We start from the raw sequence: 22,699 nt of genomic DNA, 5'->3' as shown, positions 1-22,699 counted from the left end.
GACTCCACCTCAGAAGGTCGGCCCGAGGGGGAGGCGCCTCTTGTGCTCGCTCGATTTAACGAGCCGCTCAACGTATTCAACTCTCTCGATGTCTGTCCCAAGTTCTTCCGCGATTTTATCCTTCGGCATCTTGAGGTCAACGAGTCTCCACAGTATCTCGTCCAGCAGGCGGTAGCTTATCCCCAGCTCGTCCTCGTCGGTCTGGCCCTCCCAGAGACCGGCAGTTGGCTTCTTCTCGATTATCCTCTGGGGGACGCCGAGGAGCTTCGCAACCTCCCACACCTCTGTCTTGTAGAGGTTTATAAGGGGCGCGTAGTCGCTGGCACCATCGCCCCATTTGGTGAAATATCCCACAAGAAACTCGCTCCTGTTGCTCGTGCCCAGCACGAGGCGGTTGAGCTGGTTGGCGTGGGCATACAGCAGAACCATCCTCGTTCTTGACATTATGTTGCCGAGGGAGCGCTTGTCGGGCTGAAAGCCAAGCTGAGCGACGAGAGAATCCACAATGGGTCTTATACTGATTTCCCTGCACTCTATTCCAAGGTTCTCGCAGACGAGCTTGGCGTCTTCAACGTCGCGGTTCTCGTAGTATGGCATTATCAGGCCCAAAACCCGCTCCTTCCCGAGTGCTCTAGCTGCAAGGTAGGCGACGGTGGCGCTGTCGATTCCACCGCTTATTCCGATGACTACACCCTCCACACCTGCTTTTTCAACATTCTCGCGGATGAAGGAGATTATCTCCTCAACGACTTTCGGGTACTCAAGTTCCCTCATTTCTTACCCCCCTTAACGTCCTTGAGGAACTGAGTGTAGCCAATGAAGGACAGCGCAATGCCTGCCAGCATTATAACGAAAGCCCCGATGGAGTAGACTGCGTACGGGTAATCTATTGCCCTAGCATCGTAGGTGTAGTTTACCTCACCATTAAAGACGTATATTGCCGGGCGCATCTCGGGATGGAGTGTCACGGAATCGTTGACGAGAGTGTAGTTGTACATCTCACTCCCCTGGAGGAGGGATATGGTTGCGTTGGTGGATGAGAGGGTAAGCGTCCTGTTGTGATACAGGTACTCGTTTTCGAACTTATCGTCACCGAGGTAGTGCATCCCCTCTCCAAGTGTTCCAGAGGAGGAATATGACTTATCAACGCGGTAGAGGCCGGCTATGGATATCAACAGGGCAAGAACAAGCAGTATTATACCGGCCCTCAGAACCGGATAGCCCATAGCGTCCCGCAGCGTTCCCATTGGCATCACCCAAACGGAGAAAGAAAAGAGAAATCAGTACTTGCCGACAAGGTGGCACTCGGCCCAGTGGTTGTGCTCGTACTCGACGAGCTGTGGGTGCTTGGTGTCACAGAGTCCCTTCTGGGCGTAGATGCACCTCGGGTGGAAGCGGCATCCAGGCGGTATGTCGACGGCGTTCGGAACCTCACCCTTGATTGGTAGCTCCTTGATGACGTTCCTGCGTTCCGGCTTGGGCTCGGGGACTGCAGTGAGCAGGGCCCTGGTGTACGGGTGGAGCGGGTTGTCGATAACGCGCTTCGCTGGACCCATCTCGACTATCCTTCCAAGGTACATGACCGCCATCCAGTCCGCGAAGTATCTGGCAGTGGACATGTCGTGGGTGATGTAGAGGTACGTAACACCCATCTTCTCCTTCAGCTCTTTCATGAGCTCGAGGATCTCCGCACGGATTGACACATCGAGCATCGAAACCGGCTCGTCTGCGACGATGAAGGTTGGGTTCAGGATGAGAGCTCTTGCAATAGCCACACGCTGCCTCTGACCGCCGGAGAGCATGTGGGGGAACCTGCCGACGTAGTCCTCAGGAGGGGTTATCTTGACCATCTCAAGGGCCTTGTAGATGAGCTCCTCACGCTCGGCCTTGGTCTCGCCTATGCCGTGTATGAGGAGCGGCTCCTCGAGGATATCGAATATCCTGAACCTCGGGTTCATCGAGCTGAACGGGTCCTGGAATATCATCTGGACGTGCCTGCGGTAGTTGAGTATCTCCTCCCTTGTCTTGATGTGGGTGACGTCGTTGCCCTCAAGATATATCTTACCGTCAGTGGGCTCGAGGAGCTTGACTATGAGCTTTCCTGTGGTGGACTTACCACAGCCGCTCTCACCGACGAGGGCGAAGACCTGCTGCTTGAATATCTCGAAGCTGATGCCATCAACCGCGTGGACCTTCCTCTGGGGGGCACCCTTGATGGTGTCGACGAAGCCCCTCTTGATCGGGAAGTACTTCTTAAGGTTCTCAACTTTGAGTACCGGCTCGGCCATTTCTCACACCTCACAGCAACCAGCATGCGGCGTAGTGGTCCTTATCAACTTCCTTCAGCTCGGGTTCCTGCTCCGTACAGACGTTCATAACATAGGGGCACCTTGGGCTGAAGCGGCATCCCTTCGGCGGGTTGATGAGGTTGGGCGGCTGTCCGGGGATGAACTCCAGTTTCTCAACGTCCTCGTGAAGCCTTGGTATGGCCGCTAGGAGCTTCTGAGTGTAGGGATGGGCCGGCTCGTAGTAGATCTTCTCGCTGTCGCCGATCTCAACTATCTTTCCGGCGTACATGATGGCAACGCGGTCGCTGATCTCTGCGAGGATGCTGAGGTCGTGGGTGATGAATATCATCGACAGGCCGAGCTCCTTCTTGAGCTTCTTGAGTAGGTTTATGATCTGGGCCTGGACGACAACGTCCAGAGCAGTGGTGGGCTCATCGGCTATGACGACATCGGGCTCGAGGAGGAGGGCTGTGGCTATGATAACACGCTGCTTCATACCACCCGAAAGTTCATGAGGATAGCGATAGACTATCTCCGGGTCGAGACCGACGAGCTCGAGGTACTTTTGAGCCCTGTCAAGGGCTTCCTCCTTGTTCATTCCCTTATGGAGTAGGAGCGGTTCGGTCATCTGGTAGCCGACAGTGTAGACCGGGTTGAGGGCGTTCATTGCACCCTGGAAGATCATCGATATCTTCTGCCAGCGGATCTCCTTCCTAAGGACGTCCTCTGGAAGTCCAACTATCTCCCTGCCATCGATCTTAATGCTACCACTGACTATCTTGCCGGGCGGGGTCGGCATGCCCAAAAGGGTAAAGCCAAGGGAGGACTTGCCACAACCGCTCTCACCGGCAAGCCCCAGCACCTCACCCTTCCTGAGGTTGAAGCTGATGTTGTCGACGGCCTTGACGACACCCTTGTTGGTGAAGTAATACATCTTGAGGTCTTTAACTTCGAGTACGTTCTTGACCATTGATACCACCTCACAGCCTCCTGAGCCTCGGGTTGAGTATCCTATCAAGGGCCGTACCTATAAGCACGAAGGTAAGGCCGACGACTGCAATTCCAAGCCCGGGCGGGAGGACCCACCACCAGTAGCCCTTGGTCGTCGCTGACTGTGTCTGGGCGGCGTTAAGGATCTGGCCCCAGGTAACGGCCGTCGGGTCGCCGATACCGAGGAAGCTCAGGGAAGCCTCGGAGATAACCGCTCCCGGAACGCTGAGAGCAATGGTCGCGAAGGCATACGGGAGCAGCTGCGGAAGGATGTGCTTAAAGATTATCCTTCCGTTGCCGGCACCGAGGGCTCTGGCGGCCTCGATGTAGGTCTGCTCCTTGATCTGGAGTGCCATGCTCCTCGCTATCCTCGCTATTCCCATCCATCCGAAGATGACCAACAGGAACACTATGAACATTAAGGTCACGTGTCCGACGGTGGCGCCTATGAGGATGAGTATCGGAAGGCTTGGTATTGAGGCAAATATCTCGTTGATACGCATCATGAGCTCATCCATGTTTCCACCGAGGTAGGCACTGGTGACTCCGTAGGTGAGGCCGATTATAGTGCTGAGGACGGAGACGAGTATACCGATTGTAAGGGAGACCCTGCTACCCCAGATGATTCCGGCCCAGAGATCTCTTCCAAGGTAGTCGGTGCCCATCATCCCGTAGCTCCTTCCAAGGAATGTGACCTTCATTTCGTCGAGGATGACCTTATTCTGGTCTGGGGCAGGGTTCTTGATATCCAGGACAAGCTTGTAGTTGCCCGGAAGGGGCTCCGGATTGTTTATGACATCCTCGGCCTTCATTCCGGGCTCGACCTTGGCGAAGGCGGTTGAGACGAGGGTGTTAATGTTCATGATGACTATCGGATCCATCTGGGCTTGGATCGGGTCAAGCTCCTTTCCTTCGGTCACGTTCACAAGCCAGACGTAGATGTTGGCGGAGATAGTGGCATCCCTACCAACGGCTATCGTGGTGGAGCTTGTGAGCGGCTTGTTCTTAACGAGGACGACAGTCTTGCCATCAGGCCTCTTGAGGTAAATGCTGTAGGTCGGGGCCTGTGACGCCTGGTTTAACGTCACGTTGATGTTTTTAATTATGATGCCCTGGGGTCCGAAGTAGTATCCTTCTGGGAACGTGTAGTCCGCCTCGATGACGGTTTCAGTGTCAGAGGGGTGACCTATCTTGAGGTCGTCCACGTAGTAGACCTGCTGGGGAACAAGCTTCTGGGAGGTGAACATGTTATACCAGGTCGGTGGGACGTTCTTGGGGTTGTCTTCCCAGTAAGCGGAGCTCCTCCACTTCTCTGGGAGATCCGGCATCGTGGTGTACGGGGCGGTGAGTGCAACTATGACGAGGAGGACGAGGAGAATGACGCCGGCTATACCGGTCTTCTCCCTCTTAAACTCTTCAAGGAACTCCTTAATTCCTTCTTTGACATCGACCCATCTCATCGTGAATCACCTCACATATTGGCGGAAGCACCGACCTTGACACGCGGGTCGAGGAATCCATAGACCATGTCCGCGAGCACGACTCCTGCCAGGTAGAGCATGGTGAAGAAGTACGTGAGCCCTATGAGGAGGTTGGTCTCGTTCTGCTGGAGGGCGACCCAGTAGAGCCTTCCCATTCCAGGGTAGTTAAAGACGAGCTCGCTGATGATTGCACCACCGAGTGAACCCAGGAGGGCGAAGATGACCATGGTGACTATCGGCGGGGCAGCGGCACGGAGGGCGTGGCCGTAGATTACCTTGCGCTCGGGGACACCTTTGGCCCTCGCCGCCATGATGAAGTCCTCCTGAAGGGTGCCGATCATGATGTTCCTGGTCGTCCAGGCCCAGCCACCGAAGGCAACGAAGACGTATGTGAGGACCGGGAGGGTGAGCTTCCATAGGACGTCTTTAACGTGAGCCCAACCGGTGAGGTTCGGGTCGAACATTGAGCTCAGCGGGAACCAGCCGAGCTTGTAGGCAAATAGGAGCAGGAACATCATTCCGGTCCACCACATCGGCAGGCTGTATGTGAGGAGGGCGAATATTGACAATCCCCTGTCAAAGACACTCCCTGGGTTGTTGGCAGCCCGGACTCCAAGGAAGATACCGAGTATAATAACGATTATCGTGGCAGTGGTGAAGAGCAGAATACTCCTTGGAACGGCGACCTTGATGATCTCGGCGACGTTGTTGGTTCCAAAGATTGGAGTCGTGGTCGTTCCAAAGTTCAGCCTAAGCGTGCGTAAAGCCTTCTTGTACACCTTCTGCCAGTAGGGCAGGTCGAGCTCGTACTTCTCCCTCAGTAATTTTTCCTGCTCCGCCTTGGCTTTTTCATAGGCATCCTGACCCCCGGTTTTCAAAATTTTCTGCCCGGTGGTTCTGTCCCATTGCATCATTTCGTCGTTCATTCTTGCCCGATTGCTCTCCTCTGCGACCTTCACGAAGAGGGCCGCGATAATGAACGTCACTATCAACAGAACTAGGATTGCGTTTGCAATTCTAAACAGCAAGTACCTGAGATATCCCATTCTTTCACCCCCAAGTAGGTTGCTCGTGTTTAATGTATCTTTTTCAGCATTGTAAAACTGACTTTATATATCTTACTGCATCAATGTACACATTTTCATAGGGTGCATAGAAATGAGCAATACACCCACAGAAGGGGACCTCACGAATTCCAAGAGAACAGAAACCAACAAAGGAAAACAGGAAAAAGGAAGAACGAAATCACTTCTTCTTGGCAAAGTACCAGGTGGCCGCGGCGATGATGATTATCACCAGGCCGACCACAACGTAGGTGGTGGTGTTGCTGCCTTCACCGCCGCCGGTCGTGGTGGTCGGGCTCTCGGTCTGGCCCTGTGAGCTTGTGGTGGTCGTCGTCTTGGTGAGATCATCGAGGTTTATGCCGGAGATCTTCTGTATAACGGCGGCGAGGTCGTTAACGTGCTGCTTGGTGAGGAGGTCAAGCTGGAGGAGTCCCTCACCGCTGCTGCTGAAGGAGTACTTGCTGCTGGCGCCGTAGGCGTCGCCGTTGGCGACGAGCTCACCCATGGTCCAGTAGAGCTCCCACGGAAGGCTCGGGTACATAATGTAGTTGCCCGCGGTCAGGTCGTCGGCGAACGGGTGGACGTAGTTACCGTAGACGACGTAGCCGTCGTCAGTGAACTGGAAGCCGAGGTAGGTCTGGAGGGTGGCGGCGGCGTCACTCAGGGAACTGTCGTAGTACGGGTCGTCCGGGGTGTCCTGGAAGGCCCAGGCGTAGTAGAATGCTATGTAGTACTTGATGTCGTCGATGGTCATCTTCACGCCGTTGTGCCACTCACCCAGGTCACAGGTGACGGTGACCTTGGCGTTGGCCGTCTCGCCCTTGTGAGCGGCTATCCAGCCCTGGGTCTGGTTATAGATGACGGCATCGTCAGGGACGGTGAACTCGCCCTTCTCGAGGGTCCACTTGCACCTGTACGGGACGTAGATACCGTCGAAATTGATGGTTCCACCGGTGTCGTGGATGAGGTTCCAGAGCCTGGTGCTGTAAACGTCGCTTATACCTCCAATCGGGTTGAAAGCGCTCATGAAGAGTGCACCGGTTGAGGCGAACTGGGCGACCTTGAGGTGCTTGTCCGGGGTCTTGGCACTCATTATGCTCCACCTGCTGGCGATACCAATGCTGTCGTCACTGATGATGTCTGTGACCCTCTCCTTGTTGACCGGGTAGAACTCCCACTGCTCAACGAGGAAGATTCTGATGCTTTCCATAAGACCTGCGGTCATACCGATCTTCTGGAAGTCCCAGTACTGGTCGGGGTTGTTGAGGACTATAGTGGTGTTGGTGGCCGGGTCGGTGTACTGGGTCATGAGGAGGATGTAACCGATCTCCCTGGTGGTCCAATTGAGTATCGGGCCGAGGCTCTCCTCACTGGTGTAGTACTTGGTCTGGAGCTTCTGCAGGCCAGCGGCAACGCTGCCGTCGCCTATGTACTTGAGGGCGTCCTCGACGGTAACTTCAGGCTCGTGCCTCGGGTCTATGTAGTTCGGGTAGTAGCCGAGCGGGGAGTACCAGTAGTAAATCTGCCAGTCAGGGTACATGCTTCCAAGACCACCGGCACCCCAACCGCCGGTGTAGAGGTTCCACTCGTAGGTGGTGATCGGCTTGTCGAGGACTATCTCACTGGCCTTCTGCCTGTCAAGGAGCATCCTGTCGACCTTGAATCCGACCTTCTTCTCGAGGAGGTCTGCGATGTACAGACCAACGTCCTTCCTCTCGTCCTCGGTACGGATGACGAACTTGACTGTAACCGGCTGGTCATCGAAGTACCAGAGGCCGTCGTCCTTCTTCTCAAGCTTGTGGTTGTACTTGGCGACCTGCTCCTTGGCCTTCTGCATGGCCTCGTCAATCATCTGAAGGGCAAGGGCTTCGTTTCCATCGGCGGTGAACTTGAGGGCCTGGTAAACCGGCTCGAAATACTTTGCGGCCGGGTCGCTCGGGGTGATGCCGCTGAGCGCCGGGGCACCGCTACCCTGGTATATGTTCTGGATGAGGTAGTTCCTGCTGATGAGCCAGTTCATGGCGAACCTGACTTCCCTGATGGCGAACGGGTTGAAGTAAACGTTGTCGCCGACGGTAACTATTGGAGCGTCCTTGTCCGGGTCCTTGTACGGGTTGATGGTCAGCTCGACGGAGGAGCTAGCGCTCTTGTAGAGGTTGAGTTTCGAGAGGACGTCGCTTCCCAGACCCTGGTATTTGTTGGCACCGAAGGCGAAGAGACCAAGGTCGTACTCACCCTTAGCGATCTGGAGAATAACGTTTTCAGGGTTCTGAACACCCTGGTACTCAACAACATCGGCATAACCGTCCTTCGGGAGCTTGGGGTCATCGTTGAAGGTGTTCCTCTGACCGTTGAACTTAACAAGCTTGAGGTAAAGGTTCTCAGGAGAGTACATCTCAAGGATGTACGGACCGTTGCTGATGACGAAGTGGCCGTAGTTGAGGTACCACTCGAGGTCGGCCTTAAAGCGGGCCTTGGCCTCGTCGCTGTTCAGGGGTATGTCCTTCGGCGTGTAGTCCGCCGCGCTAACTGGGTGGATGGCAAACAAACTAAACAACATCAAACCCATAATAAACAAACCAAAGGCCTTCCGATTCATACTCCACTGCCTCCTTCCAATTTTTAGCAATGCCGCCATATGTGGTGTATAATGGCATGGGAGTATACATTAAAAGCCTATTTAAGGGTTACGTTCCTGTAAAAGTAACTTCAATGAAAAAGAGGATACATAGTGTCAATACGCAAACGGTTTTAGATGTGTCCTTAAAACAGGGATTGCGTCTTAAAATACAGTTTTCAAGTTATTAACACACATATGATTCGTGAAAGGCCACAAAAAGCTGTCAATAAAAATGCAGAAAGCCCGAAAAATCGTTAGAGGGCGTTTTTCATCTATCGTGCCTCTTGGAGGATGCAAAAAACTTAAAATATCAAGCGGTTCATCTCCGGGCGGGCACTATGTATGACCTGGTTCTAAAAGGGAAGTTCCTGATGGGCAAGAAACTGATGGAGGGAAGCATAGGGGTTTCTGAGGGGAAAATCTCCCGCATCTCCATCGGGGAGTTGGAGGGAGAAGAAGTCATTCAAATTGGTCGCGGTAAGGTTATACTCCCAGGGCTAATAGACACCCATGTTCACCTAAGGGATTTCGACCAGCGGGATAAAGAAACCGTAGAAAGCGGAACGAAGGCGGCCCTTCACGGCGGCATAACCACCGTCTTCGACATGCCCAACACAAAGCCGCCCGTAATGGATGCCACGACGTTCAAGAGGAGAAAGGGGCTATTTGAGAGGAAAGCTTATTCGGACTATGCCCTTGGGTTCCTCTTGAAAGGAAACTGCGGAGAGGCTCAGAAAGTCCGGGCAGATTTCTACAAAGTGTTCATGGGCGCCTCAACGGGGAGCATCTTTTCGGAGAACTTTGAAAGCGACTATTCCTGTTCACCGGGAATAGTGAGCGTCCATGCGGAAGACCCTGAGACAATCCGGAAGAGCCCCGAGAGGCCGCCGGAGGCCGAGGTTCGGGCCATCGAGCGGGCCATCCACGCTGCAGGGGAATTGCAGAAACAGTTGAATATCTGCCACGTTTCGACTGGCGACGGGCTGAGGGCCATCTTGGAAGCAGGACTGCCGTGGGTGAGCTTCGAAGTTACCCCCCACCACCTGTTTCTAACAAAAAGGGACTACGAGAGGAACCCGCTCCTCAAAGTTTACCCGCCGCTGAGAGGCGAAAGCGATAGAAAGGCTCTCTGGGAGAATTTTTCAAGAATCCCCATCATAGCGAGCGACCACGCACCCCACACACTTCAGGATAAAGAGAACGGGGCAGCCGGGATCCCTGGATTGGAGACGGAAGTGGCACTCCTCCTGGATGCCGTGAACAGGGGGCTCATAGAGCTACAGGACATAGTAGAGAAGATGCACTTGAACCCAATTAGAATATTTGGAATAAGGGACAAGGGGTTAGAGGTCGGAAAGGACGCGGACTTCACCGTTATCGACCTCAAGAAGGAATGGGTCGTCAGGCCCGAGGATTTCTACACGAAGGCAGGATGGAGCCCGTGGGAGGGTAAAAGGCTCCGCGGAAAGGTGGTCAAAACCTTCCTCCGCGGGGAACTCGTTATGGAGGATGACGAAGTCATTGGAAAACCCAGTGGAAGGAGGGTGGAAATTGCTGAAGCGCGTTGAACTCGTTGAGACATGGGAGGTCGCGAAGGACGTTAGGGCCTTCCGCTTCGACGAGAGGCTCAAGTTCAGGCCCGGCCAGTTCCTGATGGTGTGGCTCCCAGGTGCGGGGGAGAAGCCATTCAGTCTCGCCGGCGAAGACATCATAGTGGTGAAACGCGTCGGGCCCTTCACCTCACGGCTGTTCGAGCTCGGAGAAGGCGATTACGTCTGGATCAGGGGGCCCTATGGAAACGGCTTTGAGGCCAGGGGTAAGAGGGTTGCGCTGGTGGCCGGGGGCATCGGGATTCCACCCCTCTATGCCCTGGCCCGAAAGGGCGGGGGTGCCTTCGAGCACGTGACCCTCATCTACGGCGCCCGCTCAAAGGACGAGCTCGCCCTTATGGACGTTGAGGACTACGTTGATGAGCTGATAATCACCACGGACGACGGCTCCGCGGGCAGGAAGGGCTTCCCAACCGATGTCCTAGCCGAGAGGAAGGGCGAGTTTGACCAGGTCTACGCCTGTGGTCCGGAGCCGATGCTAAGGGCAGTCCTTCGTGTGATGGACTACGAAAAGGTCCAGATTTCGGCCGAGCGCTACATGAAGTGCGGCATAGGCGTCTGCGGTTCCTGCAACCTTGGAAAGTACCTCGTGTGCAGGGACGGGCCAGTGTTCGAGGGCCCCCAGCTGAGGGGACTGCTCTGATCAATCACCTTTTTAAACCCATTTTCTCCGCCCCCGTCGGTGAGAGAATGAAGAGGATGAGCTGGGAAGAGTTTGCTAGGAGCATGGGAGTTGAGCCTCAAATCTTAGAAAACAAAGAAGCGAGACTGCTAAAACAGTTTGTGATGGATCTGAAGTTCCCCACTCACTGTCAGGGCTGCCAGGGGCTTGATTTAAACAACCCCAACCCCGTCCACCACCCGAGCTATGAGCTCACCCCCGCGTGCAACCACGACTGCATATTCTGCTACTCAAACGTTGCCGTGAAGCTCGGAAAGGCACCGAAGCCCGGCTACTACGGCTGGGAGGACCCGTACGCGATAACCGTCTCCCAGTACGGCGAGCCTTTGCTAAGCCCCCGCATCGTCGAGGTAAACAAGATGCTCCGCGAGCGCTTTCCAAACGCGAGGCTCGATTTACAGACCAACGGCTCCCTATTAACAGAAGAGCTGTGGAAGAAGCTCGATTTTGATCTGGTGATGATAAGCCTCGACGCGGCAAGCAGGGAGAAGCACCTCAAGATAACAAACGCCGACACCTTTGATGCCGTCGTAAACGCCCTGAAAATAGTGGGAAACGACAAAAGCGTCCGCTCGGTGGTTAGAACCATCTTCATGCCCGGCATAAACGACGAGGACATACCGAAGATAGCCGAGCTTGCCGCTTCCCTCGGAATAGACGAGATGATGCTCCAGCCTTTAACGATCCACGAGCTCAACGTTGAAAGGCTTAAAAAAGCCGGTCTCGACTTCGATAGGGCCGAGAGCGTGAGAGAGTTCCTGAAGGCGGCTATGGAGGCCAAAAAGCACATCGATGTGAGGATAAGTGGCTGTCAGCTGGCAATCTACAGGACCATGGATCCGCTGACGCTCTTCAGTGCAAGAAGGATTGCCAGAGACGTCGTCCCCATCGTGAAGAGGGAGAGAAAAGAGCGATAAAGTCCTTCTCCCTATTATTGAACGGTGAGGCCCTTGCTCTGGGAGTTGCTTTCTCTAGTTCTCCTCTTAATATTCCTCGGAATCAACGTTATGAGCTGGTTCATTAGGATCGGCGGAAAGCTCGCTGGGGTAACGCTAAGGAAAGCCCTGAGGGTAGACGTCCCCAGAAACGAGAAAAAGGGCCTTGAAAGGCTTTTCACATTAATCTGGGTAGCCATCGGGCTCTGGGCAAGCTTCAAGGTTCGCTGGAACTATCTAGCAATGCTCTTTGCGTTCCTAGCCTTCAGGAGCGGTGCTAACATCACAAGAACCCTTGTTTACAGTATCCACGACGGTAAAGTCCTTGAGAAGTACGCCGGTGACAGCAGGGCCCTCTCGCTCCTGAGCAGGGCCGTTAGGGCAAGCCTACTCCTTGAGGGTCTTTTCGTCTTCGCCTTCGGACTGGCCTACAAAGCCATATCGATGACGGCCAGGCCGGGTGAGTTTTCCCGCGGACTGTTTATACTCGAACTTTGGCTGGCCGGTCTCGTCTTTGGGGCCCTCTTCGGGTGGCTCATAGCGAGGAACAACAGGGGAATCCTCCTAGAAAACCAAATAGTGGTAGTCTATTTCTTCGCAGGGAAAAAGGGCAGAGAGAAAGTCAACGAGTTCGGGAGAAAAGTTAAGCTCAGGGGGTAACGTTTTAAAGGCGTCTCCCCTTCCCCCAACATGCTCAAGTGCTCACTCTGCATACACGACGAGAGGACGGCGAAGATAGACATAATTGACGGAAAGCCCCTTTGCAGGGAGTGTCAGGTCTACTTGAAGCACCCTCTGAACAGAGAGGCAATCAGGCGGGAGCTCGAAGAACTGATGGAGAAGGTCGACAGGGCCGTCATTGCATACTCTGGAGGAAAGGACAGCACCGTAGCACTCTACCTAGCCAAGGAAGTTTACAGGGTTCCAGAGCTTGAGGCTGTTATGGTAGACCATGGCCTCATGGCTAGGGAAGCAATAGAGAACGCCCGCAGGGTTGCTGAGGTCCTTGAAGTCCCCTTTACGCTCCTCCGCTATGACTACTCTGACATCTTCAGAGAAGCACTCCTCAAAGCCCAAAGTCCATGCCGGGCCTGCTCCAAGAGGACGATGGAGAAGCTCAGGAAATACGCGTTGAGAAACGGCTACCACTACATAATCACCGGCCACGAGCTCCCCTTTGGCCACCACCCATACAGGGTCATGAAGGATGGAATAATCCAAGTCAGACTTCTCTCCCTGATGCCTGAGCGCGAGAGGCTGGAGATACTCAAGGAACTCCCCTTCGAGCTTCCAGAGCTACCAGGTTACACGACCAACTGCCTCGTCCTTGGCCCGGCCCTGGAGCGCTACTGGGAGGTTCACGGCCACAGCTTTGAGCACAGGAGAATAGCGGCCCTCGTCCGCTACGGCCTCATGGACAGGGAAAAGGCCGAGAGTGAGGTGGCTAAACCAGTGGTTCCCGAGGGGCAGAAAAAGTTCGTATACCAGAAATTGGGGCTTGATACGCTCTTCCTGGAGTGAGGATTTAATTTCCTGGGAACTGTTGATTCATATTCCCTTCTTCTACCAGACGAAAATTACTTAAGCCCATAAATGTTTTAAAGAGTACACCAATGTAACTTTTGGGTGAGAACATGGCTAAAGCCGGAGCCGTTGCTAAGATAATCACGAGGAATCTTTTAATCCTGTTCCTTGCCCTTCTCGTGGTAGGAATCGTTATAGGGGGTGGAGAACTGCGGATTGAAAGGAACGACCTCGGAAAGGTCTACAAGTTCTACCCAAAAAACGACAGTAGTCTGCTGGACATCGTAGGCGGCTACTTCTCCGCCACGTGGAAGTTCCTAACAGACCCGCCGGAGGTGTGGGAGGAAGGTCTGGAGACCTTCGTCGTCAAGAGCTTCGCCCTCCTCGTGCTGACCGAGGTCTTTCTCCTTGTGATAGGACTCTTCTTAGGGCTGAGGGCAGGCTACTACCGGGGGTTGGCGGATAAGGTGGTCTCCGCCTTGGCCCCAACCTTCTCGGCCATGCCCTCCTGGTTCATAGGCGTGGTGTTCCTGTTCCTCTTCTACTGGAAGCTCTCCCTGTTCCCCGTCAACTTCGAGGACACCATCAACTGGGCAGAGGTGCACGGAACCCTATCCACGAGCACCTACCTCAGGGCCCTGGTCCTTCCGGTGCTCACGCTGGTGTTCTCGGGCCTGTGGGAGTACGCGTTCAACGTAAGGAATATGATAGTGAACGAACGCAATGGCGACCACGTGCTCTACGACGTCGCGAGGGGACTGCCGGAGGGGAGGATAATGCGCAAACTCCTCAGGACGGCGCTTCCGGCGTTCTTAACCTTCACAACGTACAACTTCCTGGAGATACTGACGGGAATGATGCTCATCGAGGTCATGTTCAACATACACGGCCTCGGTTATCTGATGGCGGTTTCATTCTGGCTGACCCGCATTGGGGACGGGTTTGGTTTTGCCTACGCACCTGAGATACTGTTCTTCACGACGGCAGTGATGATGCTGTTCTACTTCATCAACGCAGTAGTCATGGAGGGCCTGTACCTCTACCTTGACCCGCGTTCGGGAGGGGAGAGGCAATGAGAACCAACAAGCTCAGACTGGGAGTGGCCATCATCGTGATATACACCATCGCAGCGTTCATCGCCCCCTATTTCGTGAACGAGGAGAAGATAGAGAACTGGTACAACGGCCTCTACTGGAAGGAGAACCCCAAGCTCGCCCCGCCATCCTGGGTGAACCTCTTCGGAAAGAGCCTGCCTCCAACGGAGGAACTGGCCCCTGTAAAGAGTCAATCCGGCCTCCAGGCCTTCGAGTACGACTTCAGATACTCAAAGCCACCTCAAGACATAATAGTGAAGTCCAACAAAACCGAGGGGAGCCCCATGACGGTAACGGTAACGACGCCCTCAGGGGAGAGCTACCAGTTCTACAGGGGAATCTCCGATGAAGTCTCCCTCGCCTACCAGTGGCAGGTACTGATGGAGATAGCTGAGGACAGGGGAGTTGAGTTCAGAATGGAGGACACGGCCTTTAGAATGGGCTTGAAGCCGCTGTTCTTCGTGAACCAGAGCGGTGAGGTGGTTCCAGAGCACGGGGTTTATACGATAACCGTCGAGGGGGCACTGAACTCAACGGTCAAAATAGTAGGCGCCACCTACGGTATCCTGGGAACCGACACCTACGGCAGGGACGTCGGTGCGGCATTCCTGTGGGGGGCGAGGCAGACGGTGGTGCTGGTATACCTCACGGCCGTCGTGGCGGTTGTCCTAGGAACGCTCGCCGGCCTTGCCGCCTCACTGAGGGGAAAAACCGGAACTGTCGTGGATTCTATATCAAAGCTCTCCACAATAGTCCCCGTCATACCCTTCATGATAGCCCTCACACCCTTGACCGGGAGCGTGTCCTACAACGCCAGGATAACGGTACCCATGTGGGCCTTCGTGCTGGCGCTGGCGGTTCTGCTCTTCGGGAAGATAGCCAGGAACGTGGGGGCGATAGTCAGGACCGAACTCAACAAGGAGTACGTGGCCGCGGCTGAGAGCCTGGGCGCCGACAGGAAGTGGATACTCCGGAGGCACATACTGAAGATAGTCGGGCCGTACTCAATCTACCAGCTGTCGCTCTTCACACCCAAGGCCATCGCGCTGATATCGATACTGGGCTTCTTCAGGGTCGCGCCTGGCTTCAATTGGGGAACGATGCTGGGAATGGTGCTCAGCCAGAACGCGATATACAGCATGGCTTGGTGGATGATAGTGCCCATCGGCCTTGCCCTTGTGGTCTTTGCACTTGCCTTCGTCCTGATAAACCGCGAGCTGGAGGAGAGGTTCCTGTCAAGGGGGTAGCGTTCAGGGGGAAAGCTCCCCCCTCAATTTTTCAAAGGCCAGCTCAAGGACCTCCTCCGGCCTGACCTTGAAGCCCCCGCCCCTCGCAAGAACTTCGCTGCCCCCTCCACCGCCGCCGGTCTTCGAGAGAACCTCCTTCAGGAGATCGTTCATGGAGATACCCTCGATCTCTTTGTTCTTGGCGAAAATGACGTAGTTCTCGCCGGCGATTAAGGCTATAGTATTCGGGTTTTTGTCCACCAGATGAACCACGAAGGCCTGGGCATCCTTCAGCGGTGCCTTTTCTAGGTGTGAGATCACCCCGATTCCGCCGATTTCCTGGGCTTCGTTGAGAAGGGCCCTCGCCTTCCACTCCCAGAGCTCCTTTCTAAGGGAGTCCTTTTCTTCCTCAAGCCCCTCCACCTCAGCTTTGAGTTCCTTCACCCTCTCGGCCAGTGGCGGGTTCTTGTTGGGCATGCGGTCGAGGGCGCTCCAGTAGTCATCGAGGATTTCGTTGAGCTTCTTCAGCGCCCGATTGCCGCAGACGAACTCTACCCGCCAGAGCTTCCGGCTCTTCCTGTAGAAGTTAAGGATTTTTATGAAGCCCACCTCTCCGGTGCTCTTCACGTGGGTTCCGCCGCAGGGTATAACGTCAACGCCCGGAATCGATACTATCCTTATGGGCGGTTTCACCTTCTCGGAGAGCTCCTTCCTTAGGTTCTCCTTCAGCTCCTTCGGGAGTTCATCGTAGACCTCCACCTGAACTGGGAGGTTCCTCCAGACAACCTCGTTCGCCTTCCTCTCGACCTCCAGAATCATGTCCCAGTCCAGCTCGCCTGGGTAGTCGATCTCTATCTTGTTGTAGCCCTCGAATATCTGGAAGCCGGTCGTGTTGGCATCGTACAGCTCCTTGAAGACCGCGGAAAGGATGTGCTGGCCGGTGTGCTGGCGCATGTTCTCATAGCGCCACTCCGCGTCGACGACCATCCTGACGGGCTCCCCGGGCTCGGGGAGGCGACCCTCGAGCTTTCCCTCGTGCCACACCTCGTCCTTGCCGTGAACCTTCTCCACGAGGATTCTGAAGTCCTCGCCAGCTATAACCCCCCTGTCGGAGGGCTGACCGCCACCCTCCGGATAGAATATTGTCCTGTCGAGGAGGATTCTAACGCCTTTGCCACCCTTCTCAACGGCCAGAAGCGTGCCCTCGGCTTCCCAAAGGTAGGGGTTCCTGTAGAACAGCTTCTCCGTCATGCCACCACCAGGGAGAAAAGGGGAACCGAGAATAAAAGGGTTGCCGTCAGGAGCCCTCTGCCTGGGACCTGGCTTCAATGAGGGCCTTGACCCTCTTCAGCCTGAAGAAGTTCTCGCGCTCCATCTCATCTAAGCGCCCCTTGATGAACTTGACGGTAGCTTCCATCCTCGGTATGATGATGTACTCGAGCGCGTTAACGCGCCTCTTGGTGACTTCTATCTCCTTTGCGAGCCTCTTGAGGGTCTCCTCCACCTCGGCGAGGCGAACGGCGAGGTCGAGGACTTCCTCGAACTTCTCGGCGGCGAGGTCTACCTTAGCGGAGCTTGAGACGAAGGCGTAGCCGCGCTCCTCGGCACTTCTCCTGAATGACTCGGCCTCTATGAGTGGAACGGGAACGCCCATAACGTTCCTTTTCTTGACCTCAACTTCCCTGTTGGGCTTGACTGAGAGGCTTATCTCCCTGAGGCGGAGCGTCCCCACGTCTATCTCCGCAGCTTGGAGTGCATTGAACGCCTCTTCCATCTTCATTCCAAGCTCCCTGCGCAGGCTCAGGGCTTCGTCGTAGATGGTGAAGAACTCCATTACTAAGGCGTCCTGCTTGTCCTTGAGGAGCTTGTGCCCTTTCTTCGCTAATGTAATGCGCCTCTTGAGGTTGAGGAGCTCCATTCGCGTTGGCTTCACGTTGAGCAGCTCTGCCATCTCGACCACCTAAAATTTTGAAGGGGCTAAGCCCCCTTCCTGTACTTGGGGTGGTACTTGAGGATGTACTCCTTCCTGACACGCTTCAGCTCGCTCTCAGGAAGCTCCGCTAAGAGTTCCCAGCCGAGGTCGAGGGTCTCGAAGATACTCCTGTCCTCGTCGTAGCGCTGGGCAACGAATTCGCGCTCAAACCTGTCGGCGAACTTGAGGTACTTCCTGTCGGTCTCGCTCAAAGCCTCCTCACCGACGACAGCCACGAGGTCCCTAAGCGACCTTCCTTCCGCATAGGCCGCGTAGAGCTGCTGGCTGAGCTGCGGGTGGTCTTCTCTCGTCATTCCCTTACCGATACCGTCCTTCATCAGACGGCTGAGCGAAGGCAGAACGTCGATGGGCGGATAGATACCCTTCCTGTGGAGTTCCCTGCTGAGGACTATCTGGCCCTCGGTGATGTAGCCGGTAAGGTCTGGAATCGGGTGGGTGATGTCGTCGTCGGGCATCGTCAGAATGGGAACTTGAGTGATAGAACCCTTCCTGCCCCTGACCCTTCCTGCACGCTCGTAGATGGTAGCCAAGTCGGTGTACATGTAACCCGGATAACCGCGCCTTCCGGGGACCTCTTCCCTTGCCGCGGAAATCTCACGCAGAGCTTCTGCGTAGTTGGTCATGTCCGTGAGGATAACCAAGACCTGCATGTCGTAGTCGAAGGCGAGGTATTCTGCGACTGTAAGGGCCATACGCGGGGTGATGATTCTCTCAATGGCTGGGTCGTCCGCCAGGTTGAGGAACAGGACGGCCCTCTCCATGGCCCCGGTCTCCTCGAAGCTCTTCTTGAAGAAGTTGGCCTCTTCGTAGGTGATACCCATCGCCGCGAAGACGACGGCGAAGCTCTCCTCCTCGCCGAGGACCTTTGCCTGCCTCGCTATCTGGGCCGCGAGCATGTTGTGCGGAAGACCGGAACCGCTGAAGATGGGCAGCTTCTGGCCGCGAATGAGGGTGTTCATCCCATCTATGGCCGAGACACCGGTCTGGATGAAGTCCCTTGGATAAGCACGGGCCACCGGGTTGAGCGGCGCACCGTGGACGTCGCGCCTGTCCTCGGGGATTATTTCCGGTCCACCGTCGATGGGCTTACCGATACCGTTGAATATCCTTCCGAGCATGTCCATTGAAACGGGGACCTTGAGGGTCTCGCCGGTGAAGCGGACGCGCGTGCTCTTGACGTCGAGGTCGCGGGTGCCCTCGAAGACCTGGACGATGGCCATGTCCTCCCTAGCCTCGAGGACCTGTCCCTTTCTCTTCTCCCCGCTCTCGGTCTCTATCTCGACGACCTCACCGTAGGCGACGCCCTTAACGCCCTGGACGATCATGAGCGGCCCGTAAATCTTGCTAACGGTTGAGTACTCCATTCCCGGCATCAGCATCACGCCCCGTACTTCTTAAACAGCTCTTCGAACTGAGCGTTAGTCTCATCGATGAGAGCCTTGACGTTCTCAAGCTCCGGCTCGTACTTCATACGGCCTATCTTCTCCCTGACCGGGAGCTTGGCTATCTCGTCAACCGGAACACCTCTATCGACTGCTTCCATGGTTTTCTCGTAGAAGTTGAGAATGACGCGCATCATGGTGACCTGCTTCTTCGGCGGGCAGTAGGTGTCAACCTCGTCGAAAGCATCCTGCTGGAGGTAGTCCTCACGGAGCATCCTGGTGACGATGAGTATTGCCTTCTCCCTGTCCGGCAGGGCGTCGGGACCGACGATTCTAACAATCTCCTGGAGTTCAGCCTCCTTCTGGAGGAGGGCCATCGCTTGATCGCGCATCTTCCTCCACTCTGGGTCAACGTTCTGCTCCCACCAGCCCTGGATGGCGTCGACGTAGAGCGAGTAGCTCCTCAGCCAGTTGATGGCCGGGAAGTGCCTCCTACGAGCGAGGTCAGCATCGAGTGCCCAGAAGACCTTGACGACACGCAGGGTGTTCTGAACGACAGGCTCGCTGAAGTCACCGCCGGGCGGTGAAACGGCACCGATGACGGAAACACTGCCTATCCTCTCGTCGCTTCCGAGGGTGATAACCCTACCTGCCCTCTCGTAGAACTCGGCGATCTTTGAGGCGAGGTAAGCCGGATAACCTTCCTCACCGGGCATCTCCTCGAGACGGCCCGAAATCTCACGGAGCGCTTCCGCCCATCTGCTCGTCGAGTCGGCCATCAGAGCTACGTCGTAGCCCTGGTCGCGGAAGTACTCTGCTATGGTGATTCCAGTGTAGATCGAAGCCTCACGCGCAGCGACCGGCATGTTCGAGGTGTTGGCTATCAAAACGGTTCTCTCCATGAGCGGCTTCCCGGTCTTCGGGTCCTTCAGTTTGGGGAACTCCTCAAGAACGTCAGTCATCTCGTTACCGCGCTCACCGCAACCGATGTAGACGACGACCTGAGCGTCACTCCACTTGGCGAGCTGGTGCTGGGTGACGGTCTTTCCTGAACCGAACGGGCCAGGGATAGCGGCCGTTCCACCCTTGGCCTGGCTGAAGAATGTATCGATGGTTCTCTGTCCGGTGATAAGCGGAACCTCCGGCGGGAGCTTGTTCTTGTAGGGCCTCTTCACACGGACGGGCCAGCGGTGGTACATCTTGAGCTCCTCTATGCTCCCGTCTGGCTTCTTGACCTTGGCTATAACCTCCTCGATGGTGTAGTCGCCCTCCTCGGCTATCTCGACTATCTCACCTTCCACCCACGGGGGAACGAGGATTCTGTGCTCGATGATGCTGGTCTCAGGGACGACACCGAGGATGTCTCCACCGACAACCTTGTCGCCGACCTTGACCTTTGGAGTGAAGTGCCACTTCTTGTCCCTCGGAAGGGCCGGCGCTGTGAGACCCCTCGCGATGAAGTCCCCGCTCAGGTCTCTGAGAACGTTGAGCGGCCTCTGGATACCGTCGTACATAGCGGTGAGAAGGCCCGGACCAAGCTCGACGCTAAGCGAGGCACCGGTTCCCTCAACGGGTTCGCCGGGCTTTATACCTGCCGTTTCCTCGTAGACCTGGATGACTGCCCTGTCGCCTTCAAGACGGATGATTTCTCCTATGAGACCCATCTCTCCAACGCGAACGACCTCGTACATCTTCGAGCCTTTCATGCCGTCGGCAACGACGAGCGGACCCGTAACGCGAATTATCCTCCCCATTTCCTTCACCTCTTCAGCTCAACACCAATAGCCCTTCTAACGATCTCCTTAATAGTCTCCTCTCCAAGCTTTGAACCGGACTTATCCGGCACCTGAAGGATGATTGGAAGCGTAACGTCGGGGAGTTCAACCCTCCGGGCGAACCCCTCGGTTATCAGTATGATACCCATGTCGTCCCTCTCCACAAGCTCCTTGAGCTTGTTTTTGAGCCTCTCTATTTCAAGGGGGGTGTCGTCAAATGCGTAAACCTCGTGGGCGCCAGCCAGCTTAAAGCCAAGGGCAGTGTCCCTGTCTCCGAGCACGACTATCTTCATGCTACATCACCTGCAAGCTCTTTTATCCTCTCCGGTGGAATGCCGTCGCTGATCAGCTTGGCTATTGCCCTGAGCTTCCTCACTTCCCTCTCCTTCTGGAGGATGTATCCGAGCGGAACGGCGACGCTCAGCGGGTAGAACCTGTTAAGCTCGTTCATTCTCTCGAGTATGTAGCCGTCGAGGGCCTTCTCAAGAACCCCGAGGTCCCTCTCGACTTCCTCTCTAACGCCCCTGATTACCTGCCCGTACTTGGTGGAATCAAGCTCTGCTAGGGCCATGCTCAGATCGTCGATGTGAAGGAGCGGATCGAGCCTAACGCTTCCCCCAGGGATGAGCATTGGTTCTATTTCCTCGGCGGACATTCCAGCGGCCTTCGCCCTGAGGACGGTTAGTATGTTCAGCTTGTCTATCCTGAGCCTGACGAACTCCTCTAGGATAACCCTCTCGTCCTCTTTCCTGGAGAGGGCGTACTCGAGCAGCTTGCCGTAGTGCATCCTGTAGAGTTCGGTCTCGAAGGCGCTGACGTCTATCTCATTGAGGTACAACCTCTGGTAAGGCTCCTCGTATGGTGTCCCCTCGAGTATGACGAGCATCTCCTCCATCGTCTTGGTCTCTGCCATGGCCTTGACCTTTGGGAGCATGGTTCCGATTTCAACCACGTAGTCCGTCGCCGGCTCTCCTGCAAGCTTGGCCTTGACGACGCTTGTTATGTTTCTGACGTCCCACTCTTCCAATAGAAGCCTGAAGAACGGGCTGACCCTCTTCGGGAGGATCTTGGCCATCAGCTCGTAGGTCCCCGCGAGTGCTTTCTCAAGGGCCCGCTCTATGGACTCAACGTCGTAGCTTGAGAGGTTGGCGAAGTAGCTCCTGTAGTCAGTGTCCTCTAAGCTTACCACGAAGTTCTGCAGCGTTTTGCTCTCCGCGAGCTCGTTGAACCTCTGCTCCGTGAGGAGCTTTGCCTCCATCGCCTTTATCCTGGCGTTGGGGTACGAATAGGGGGTGTACTTCCAAATCATCTTGGCCGTCTTGTATCCCACCCACGTGAACACCACTGCAAGGGTAGTGTTGAGGATTCCGCTCACCGCTTCTGGTTCCATTGCCCTCACCCGAAGAGAGCCTTGGCTATCTCGGCCCTGAGCTCGCCCTCAAACCTCTCTATCCTCGCCTCGAAGGTGTTGTCCACCCTGACGCTCCCATCCAGGGTCTCGACGACGAGTCCGCCAATGGTGTTTATCGGCTCGCCGAGGCTTATCTCAACTTCCCCATCGAGCTTCTCTGCCAGCTCCTTTCTGAACTCATCGAGCCTCTCGGAGAGCAACTTGAGGGTTCTCTCGTTGGAGCGGACGACGACGCTCTCGGCGCCGAGCTCCTTGACGGCACTGGCGGCGAGGTCAACGAGCATCGGGAAATATTCCTCCTCCGGAAGTTCAGAAAGCCTCTCGCGGAGGGCCTTTATGACCTCCCTAATGAGTTCTTCCTGGATCTGAAGGCGCTTCTTTCTGACCTCGAGACGGGCGTTGGCGATTATCCTCTGTTTCTCTATCTCCGCCTGCGTTCTGGCCTTCCTGAGTATCCACTCCGCCTTTGCCTCGGCCCTCTTTCTGGCCTCGGCCTTAATCTTCTCGGCCTCCTCCCTGGCCTCGCTGAGTATGTACTGTATCTTCCGCTCGGCTTCCCTGTTTATTTCCTGAATGATAAGCTCTGCCCCTTCCATCTTCAATCCTCCTCAGGCTGTAAAAAGG

The 22,699-nt window shown here is 55.5% G+C and carries 21 protein-coding genes; 7 read left to right on the top strand and 14 right to left on the bottom strand.

Translation table 11 applies throughout. From position 1 onward, the window contains the following. Nucleotides 1-9: 9 nt before the first annotated feature. The 7 genes from A3L08_RS02700 to A3L08_RS02670 all read right to left on the bottom strand — a co-directional run bounded on the left by A3L08_RS02700 (nt 10) and on the right by A3L08_RS02670 (nt 8,383). Nucleotides 10-774: an NAD+ synthase gene (locus A3L08_RS02700; RefSeq protein ID WP_088853576.1), complete on the bottom strand. Its 765-nt coding sequence runs from the start codon at nt 772-774 to the stop codon at nt 10-12. Further along, nucleotides 771-1,253: a hypothetical protein gene (locus A3L08_RS02695; protein ID WP_232461750.1), complete on the bottom strand. Its 483-nt coding sequence runs from the start codon at nt 1,251-1,253 to the stop codon at nt 771-773. Before A3L08_RS02695 ends, A3L08_RS02700 begins: the two co-directional genes overlap by 4 nt. A gap of 27 nt (nt 1,254-1,280) precedes the next feature. Then, nucleotides 1,281-2,288 carry an ABC transporter ATP-binding protein gene (locus tag A3L08_RS02690; RefSeq protein ID WP_088853574.1) on the bottom strand — a complete coding sequence of 336 codons (1,008 nt, stop codon included), beginning with the start codon at nt 2,286-2,288 and terminating at the stop codon, nt 1,281-1,283. Nucleotides 2,289-2,298: 10 nt separating this feature from the next. After that, on the bottom strand, nt 2,299-3,258 hold the full coding sequence (locus tag A3L08_RS02685; protein ID WP_088853573.1) for an ABC transporter ATP-binding protein: 960 nt from the start codon (nt 3,256-3,258) through the stop codon (nt 2,299-2,301). A gap of 10 nt (nt 3,259-3,268) precedes the next feature. Then, nucleotides 3,269-4,738, bottom strand: a complete 1,470-nt coding sequence (locus tag A3L08_RS02680) for an ABC transporter permease (protein WP_088853572.1) — start codon at nt 4,736-4,738, stop codon at nt 3,269-3,271. An 11-nt stretch (nt 4,739-4,749) separates the two neighbouring features. Continuing rightward, on the bottom strand, nt 4,750-5,805 hold the full coding sequence (locus A3L08_RS02675; RefSeq protein ID WP_088853571.1) for an ABC transporter permease: 1,056 nt from the start codon (nt 5,803-5,805) through the stop codon (nt 4,750-4,752). A 199-nt stretch (nt 5,806-6,004) separates the two neighbouring features. After that, entirely contained in the window at nt 6,005-8,383 is a 2,379-nt protein-coding gene (locus A3L08_RS02670) for an ABC transporter substrate-binding protein (protein WP_232461749.1), read from the bottom strand. A gap of 398 nt (nt 8,384-8,781) precedes the next feature. On the opposite strand from A3L08_RS02670, the gene A3L08_RS02665 reads away from it, so the two are divergent. The 7 genes from A3L08_RS02665 to A3L08_RS02635 all read left to right on the top strand — a co-directional run bounded on the left by A3L08_RS02665 (nt 8,782) and on the right by A3L08_RS02635 (nt 15,535). Further along, nucleotides 8,782-10,011, top strand: a complete 1,230-nt coding sequence (locus tag A3L08_RS02665) for a dihydroorotase (protein ID WP_088853569.1) — start codon at nt 8,782-8,784, stop codon at nt 10,009-10,011. Next, complete coding sequence (locus A3L08_RS02660) at nt 9,995-10,696, top strand: dihydroorotate dehydrogenase electron transfer subunit (RefSeq protein ID WP_088853568.1); 702 nt, start codon at nt 9,995-9,997, stop codon at nt 10,694-10,696. Before A3L08_RS02665 ends, A3L08_RS02660 begins: the two co-directional genes overlap by 17 nt. A 47-nt stretch (nt 10,697-10,743) precedes the next feature. After that, nucleotides 10,744-11,652, top strand: a complete 909-nt coding sequence (locus tag A3L08_RS02655; protein WP_088853567.1) for a radical SAM protein — start codon at nt 10,744-10,746, stop codon at nt 11,650-11,652. Nucleotides 11,653-11,676: 24 nt separating this feature from the next. Continuing rightward, nucleotides 11,677-12,330 carry a hypothetical protein gene (locus tag A3L08_RS02650; protein ID WP_232461748.1) on the top strand — a complete coding sequence of 218 codons (654 nt, stop codon included), beginning with the start codon at nt 11,677-11,679 and terminating at the stop codon, nt 12,328-12,330. Nucleotides 12,331-12,360: 30 nt separating this feature from the next. Continuing rightward, nucleotides 12,361-13,191, top strand: coding sequence for a 7-cyano-7-deazaguanine synthase (locus A3L08_RS02645; protein WP_088853565.1), 831 nt, complete (start codon nt 12,361-12,363; stop codon nt 13,189-13,191). A 113-nt stretch (nt 13,192-13,304) separates the two neighbouring features. Further along, the gene (locus A3L08_RS02640; protein ID WP_088853564.1) at nt 13,305-14,270 is read left to right on the top strand and encodes an ABC transporter permease subunit; all 966 of its coding nucleotides are present in this window, start codon (nt 13,305-13,307) and stop codon (nt 14,268-14,270) included. Next, nucleotides 14,267-15,535, top strand: a complete 1,269-nt coding sequence (locus A3L08_RS02635; protein WP_088853563.1) for an ABC transporter permease — start codon at nt 14,267-14,269, stop codon at nt 15,533-15,535. Before A3L08_RS02640 ends, A3L08_RS02635 begins: the two co-directional genes overlap by 4 nt. A 3-nt stretch (nt 15,536-15,538) precedes the next feature. On the opposite strand, the gene A3L08_RS02630 is transcribed toward A3L08_RS02635, so the two are convergent. From A3L08_RS02630 to A3L08_RS02600, 7 genes are read right to left on the bottom strand one after another with little or no spacing between them, the layout of a single operon-like run. Then, nucleotides 15,539-16,765 (bottom strand): alanyl-tRNA editing protein, encoded by a 1,227-nt coding sequence (locus A3L08_RS02630; protein ID WP_088853562.1) that lies wholly within the window; start codon nt 16,763-16,765, stop codon nt 15,539-15,541. 46 nt (nt 16,766-16,811) lie between these two features. Further along, on the bottom strand, nt 16,812-17,465 hold the full coding sequence (locus A3L08_RS02625; protein ID WP_088853561.1) for a V-type ATP synthase subunit D: 654 nt from the start codon (nt 17,463-17,465) through the stop codon (nt 16,812-16,814). A 26-nt stretch (nt 17,466-17,491) separates the two neighbouring features. Next, entirely contained in the window at nt 17,492-18,880 is a 1,389-nt protein-coding gene (locus tag A3L08_RS02620; protein ID WP_088853560.1) for an ATP synthase subunit B, read from the bottom strand. A gap of 5 nt (nt 18,881-18,885) precedes the next feature. Next, a complete protein-coding gene (locus A3L08_RS02615) occupies nt 18,886-20,643 on the bottom strand; it encodes an ATP synthase subunit A (RefSeq protein ID WP_088853559.1) in 1,758 nt (585 codons plus the stop codon). A 5-nt stretch (nt 20,644-20,648) separates the two neighbouring features. Continuing rightward, the gene (locus A3L08_RS02610) at nt 20,649-20,957 is read right to left on the bottom strand and encodes a V-type ATP synthase subunit F (RefSeq protein WP_088853558.1); all 309 of its coding nucleotides are present in this window, start codon (nt 20,955-20,957) and stop codon (nt 20,649-20,651) included. After that, nucleotides 20,954-22,054: a V-type ATP synthase subunit C gene (locus tag A3L08_RS02605; protein WP_088853557.1), complete on the bottom strand. Its 1,101-nt coding sequence runs from the start codon at nt 22,052-22,054 to the stop codon at nt 20,954-20,956. The genes A3L08_RS02610 and A3L08_RS02605 overlap by 4 nt, the downstream gene beginning before the upstream one ends. Before the next feature lie 5 nt (nt 22,055-22,059). Further along, complete coding sequence (locus A3L08_RS02600) at nt 22,060-22,671, bottom strand: V-type ATP synthase subunit E (RefSeq protein WP_088853556.1); 612 nt, start codon at nt 22,669-22,671, stop codon at nt 22,060-22,062. Between the last annotated feature and the right edge of the window lie 28 nt (nt 22,672-22,699).

Origin of the sequence: Thermococcus pacificus (assembly GCF_002214485.1) — an archaeon.
Taxonomy (GTDB): domain Archaea; phylum Methanobacteriota_B; class Thermococci; order Thermococcales; family Thermococcaceae; genus Thermococcus; species Thermococcus pacificus.
This window is presented reverse-complemented; position numbering and strand designations above follow the sequence as displayed.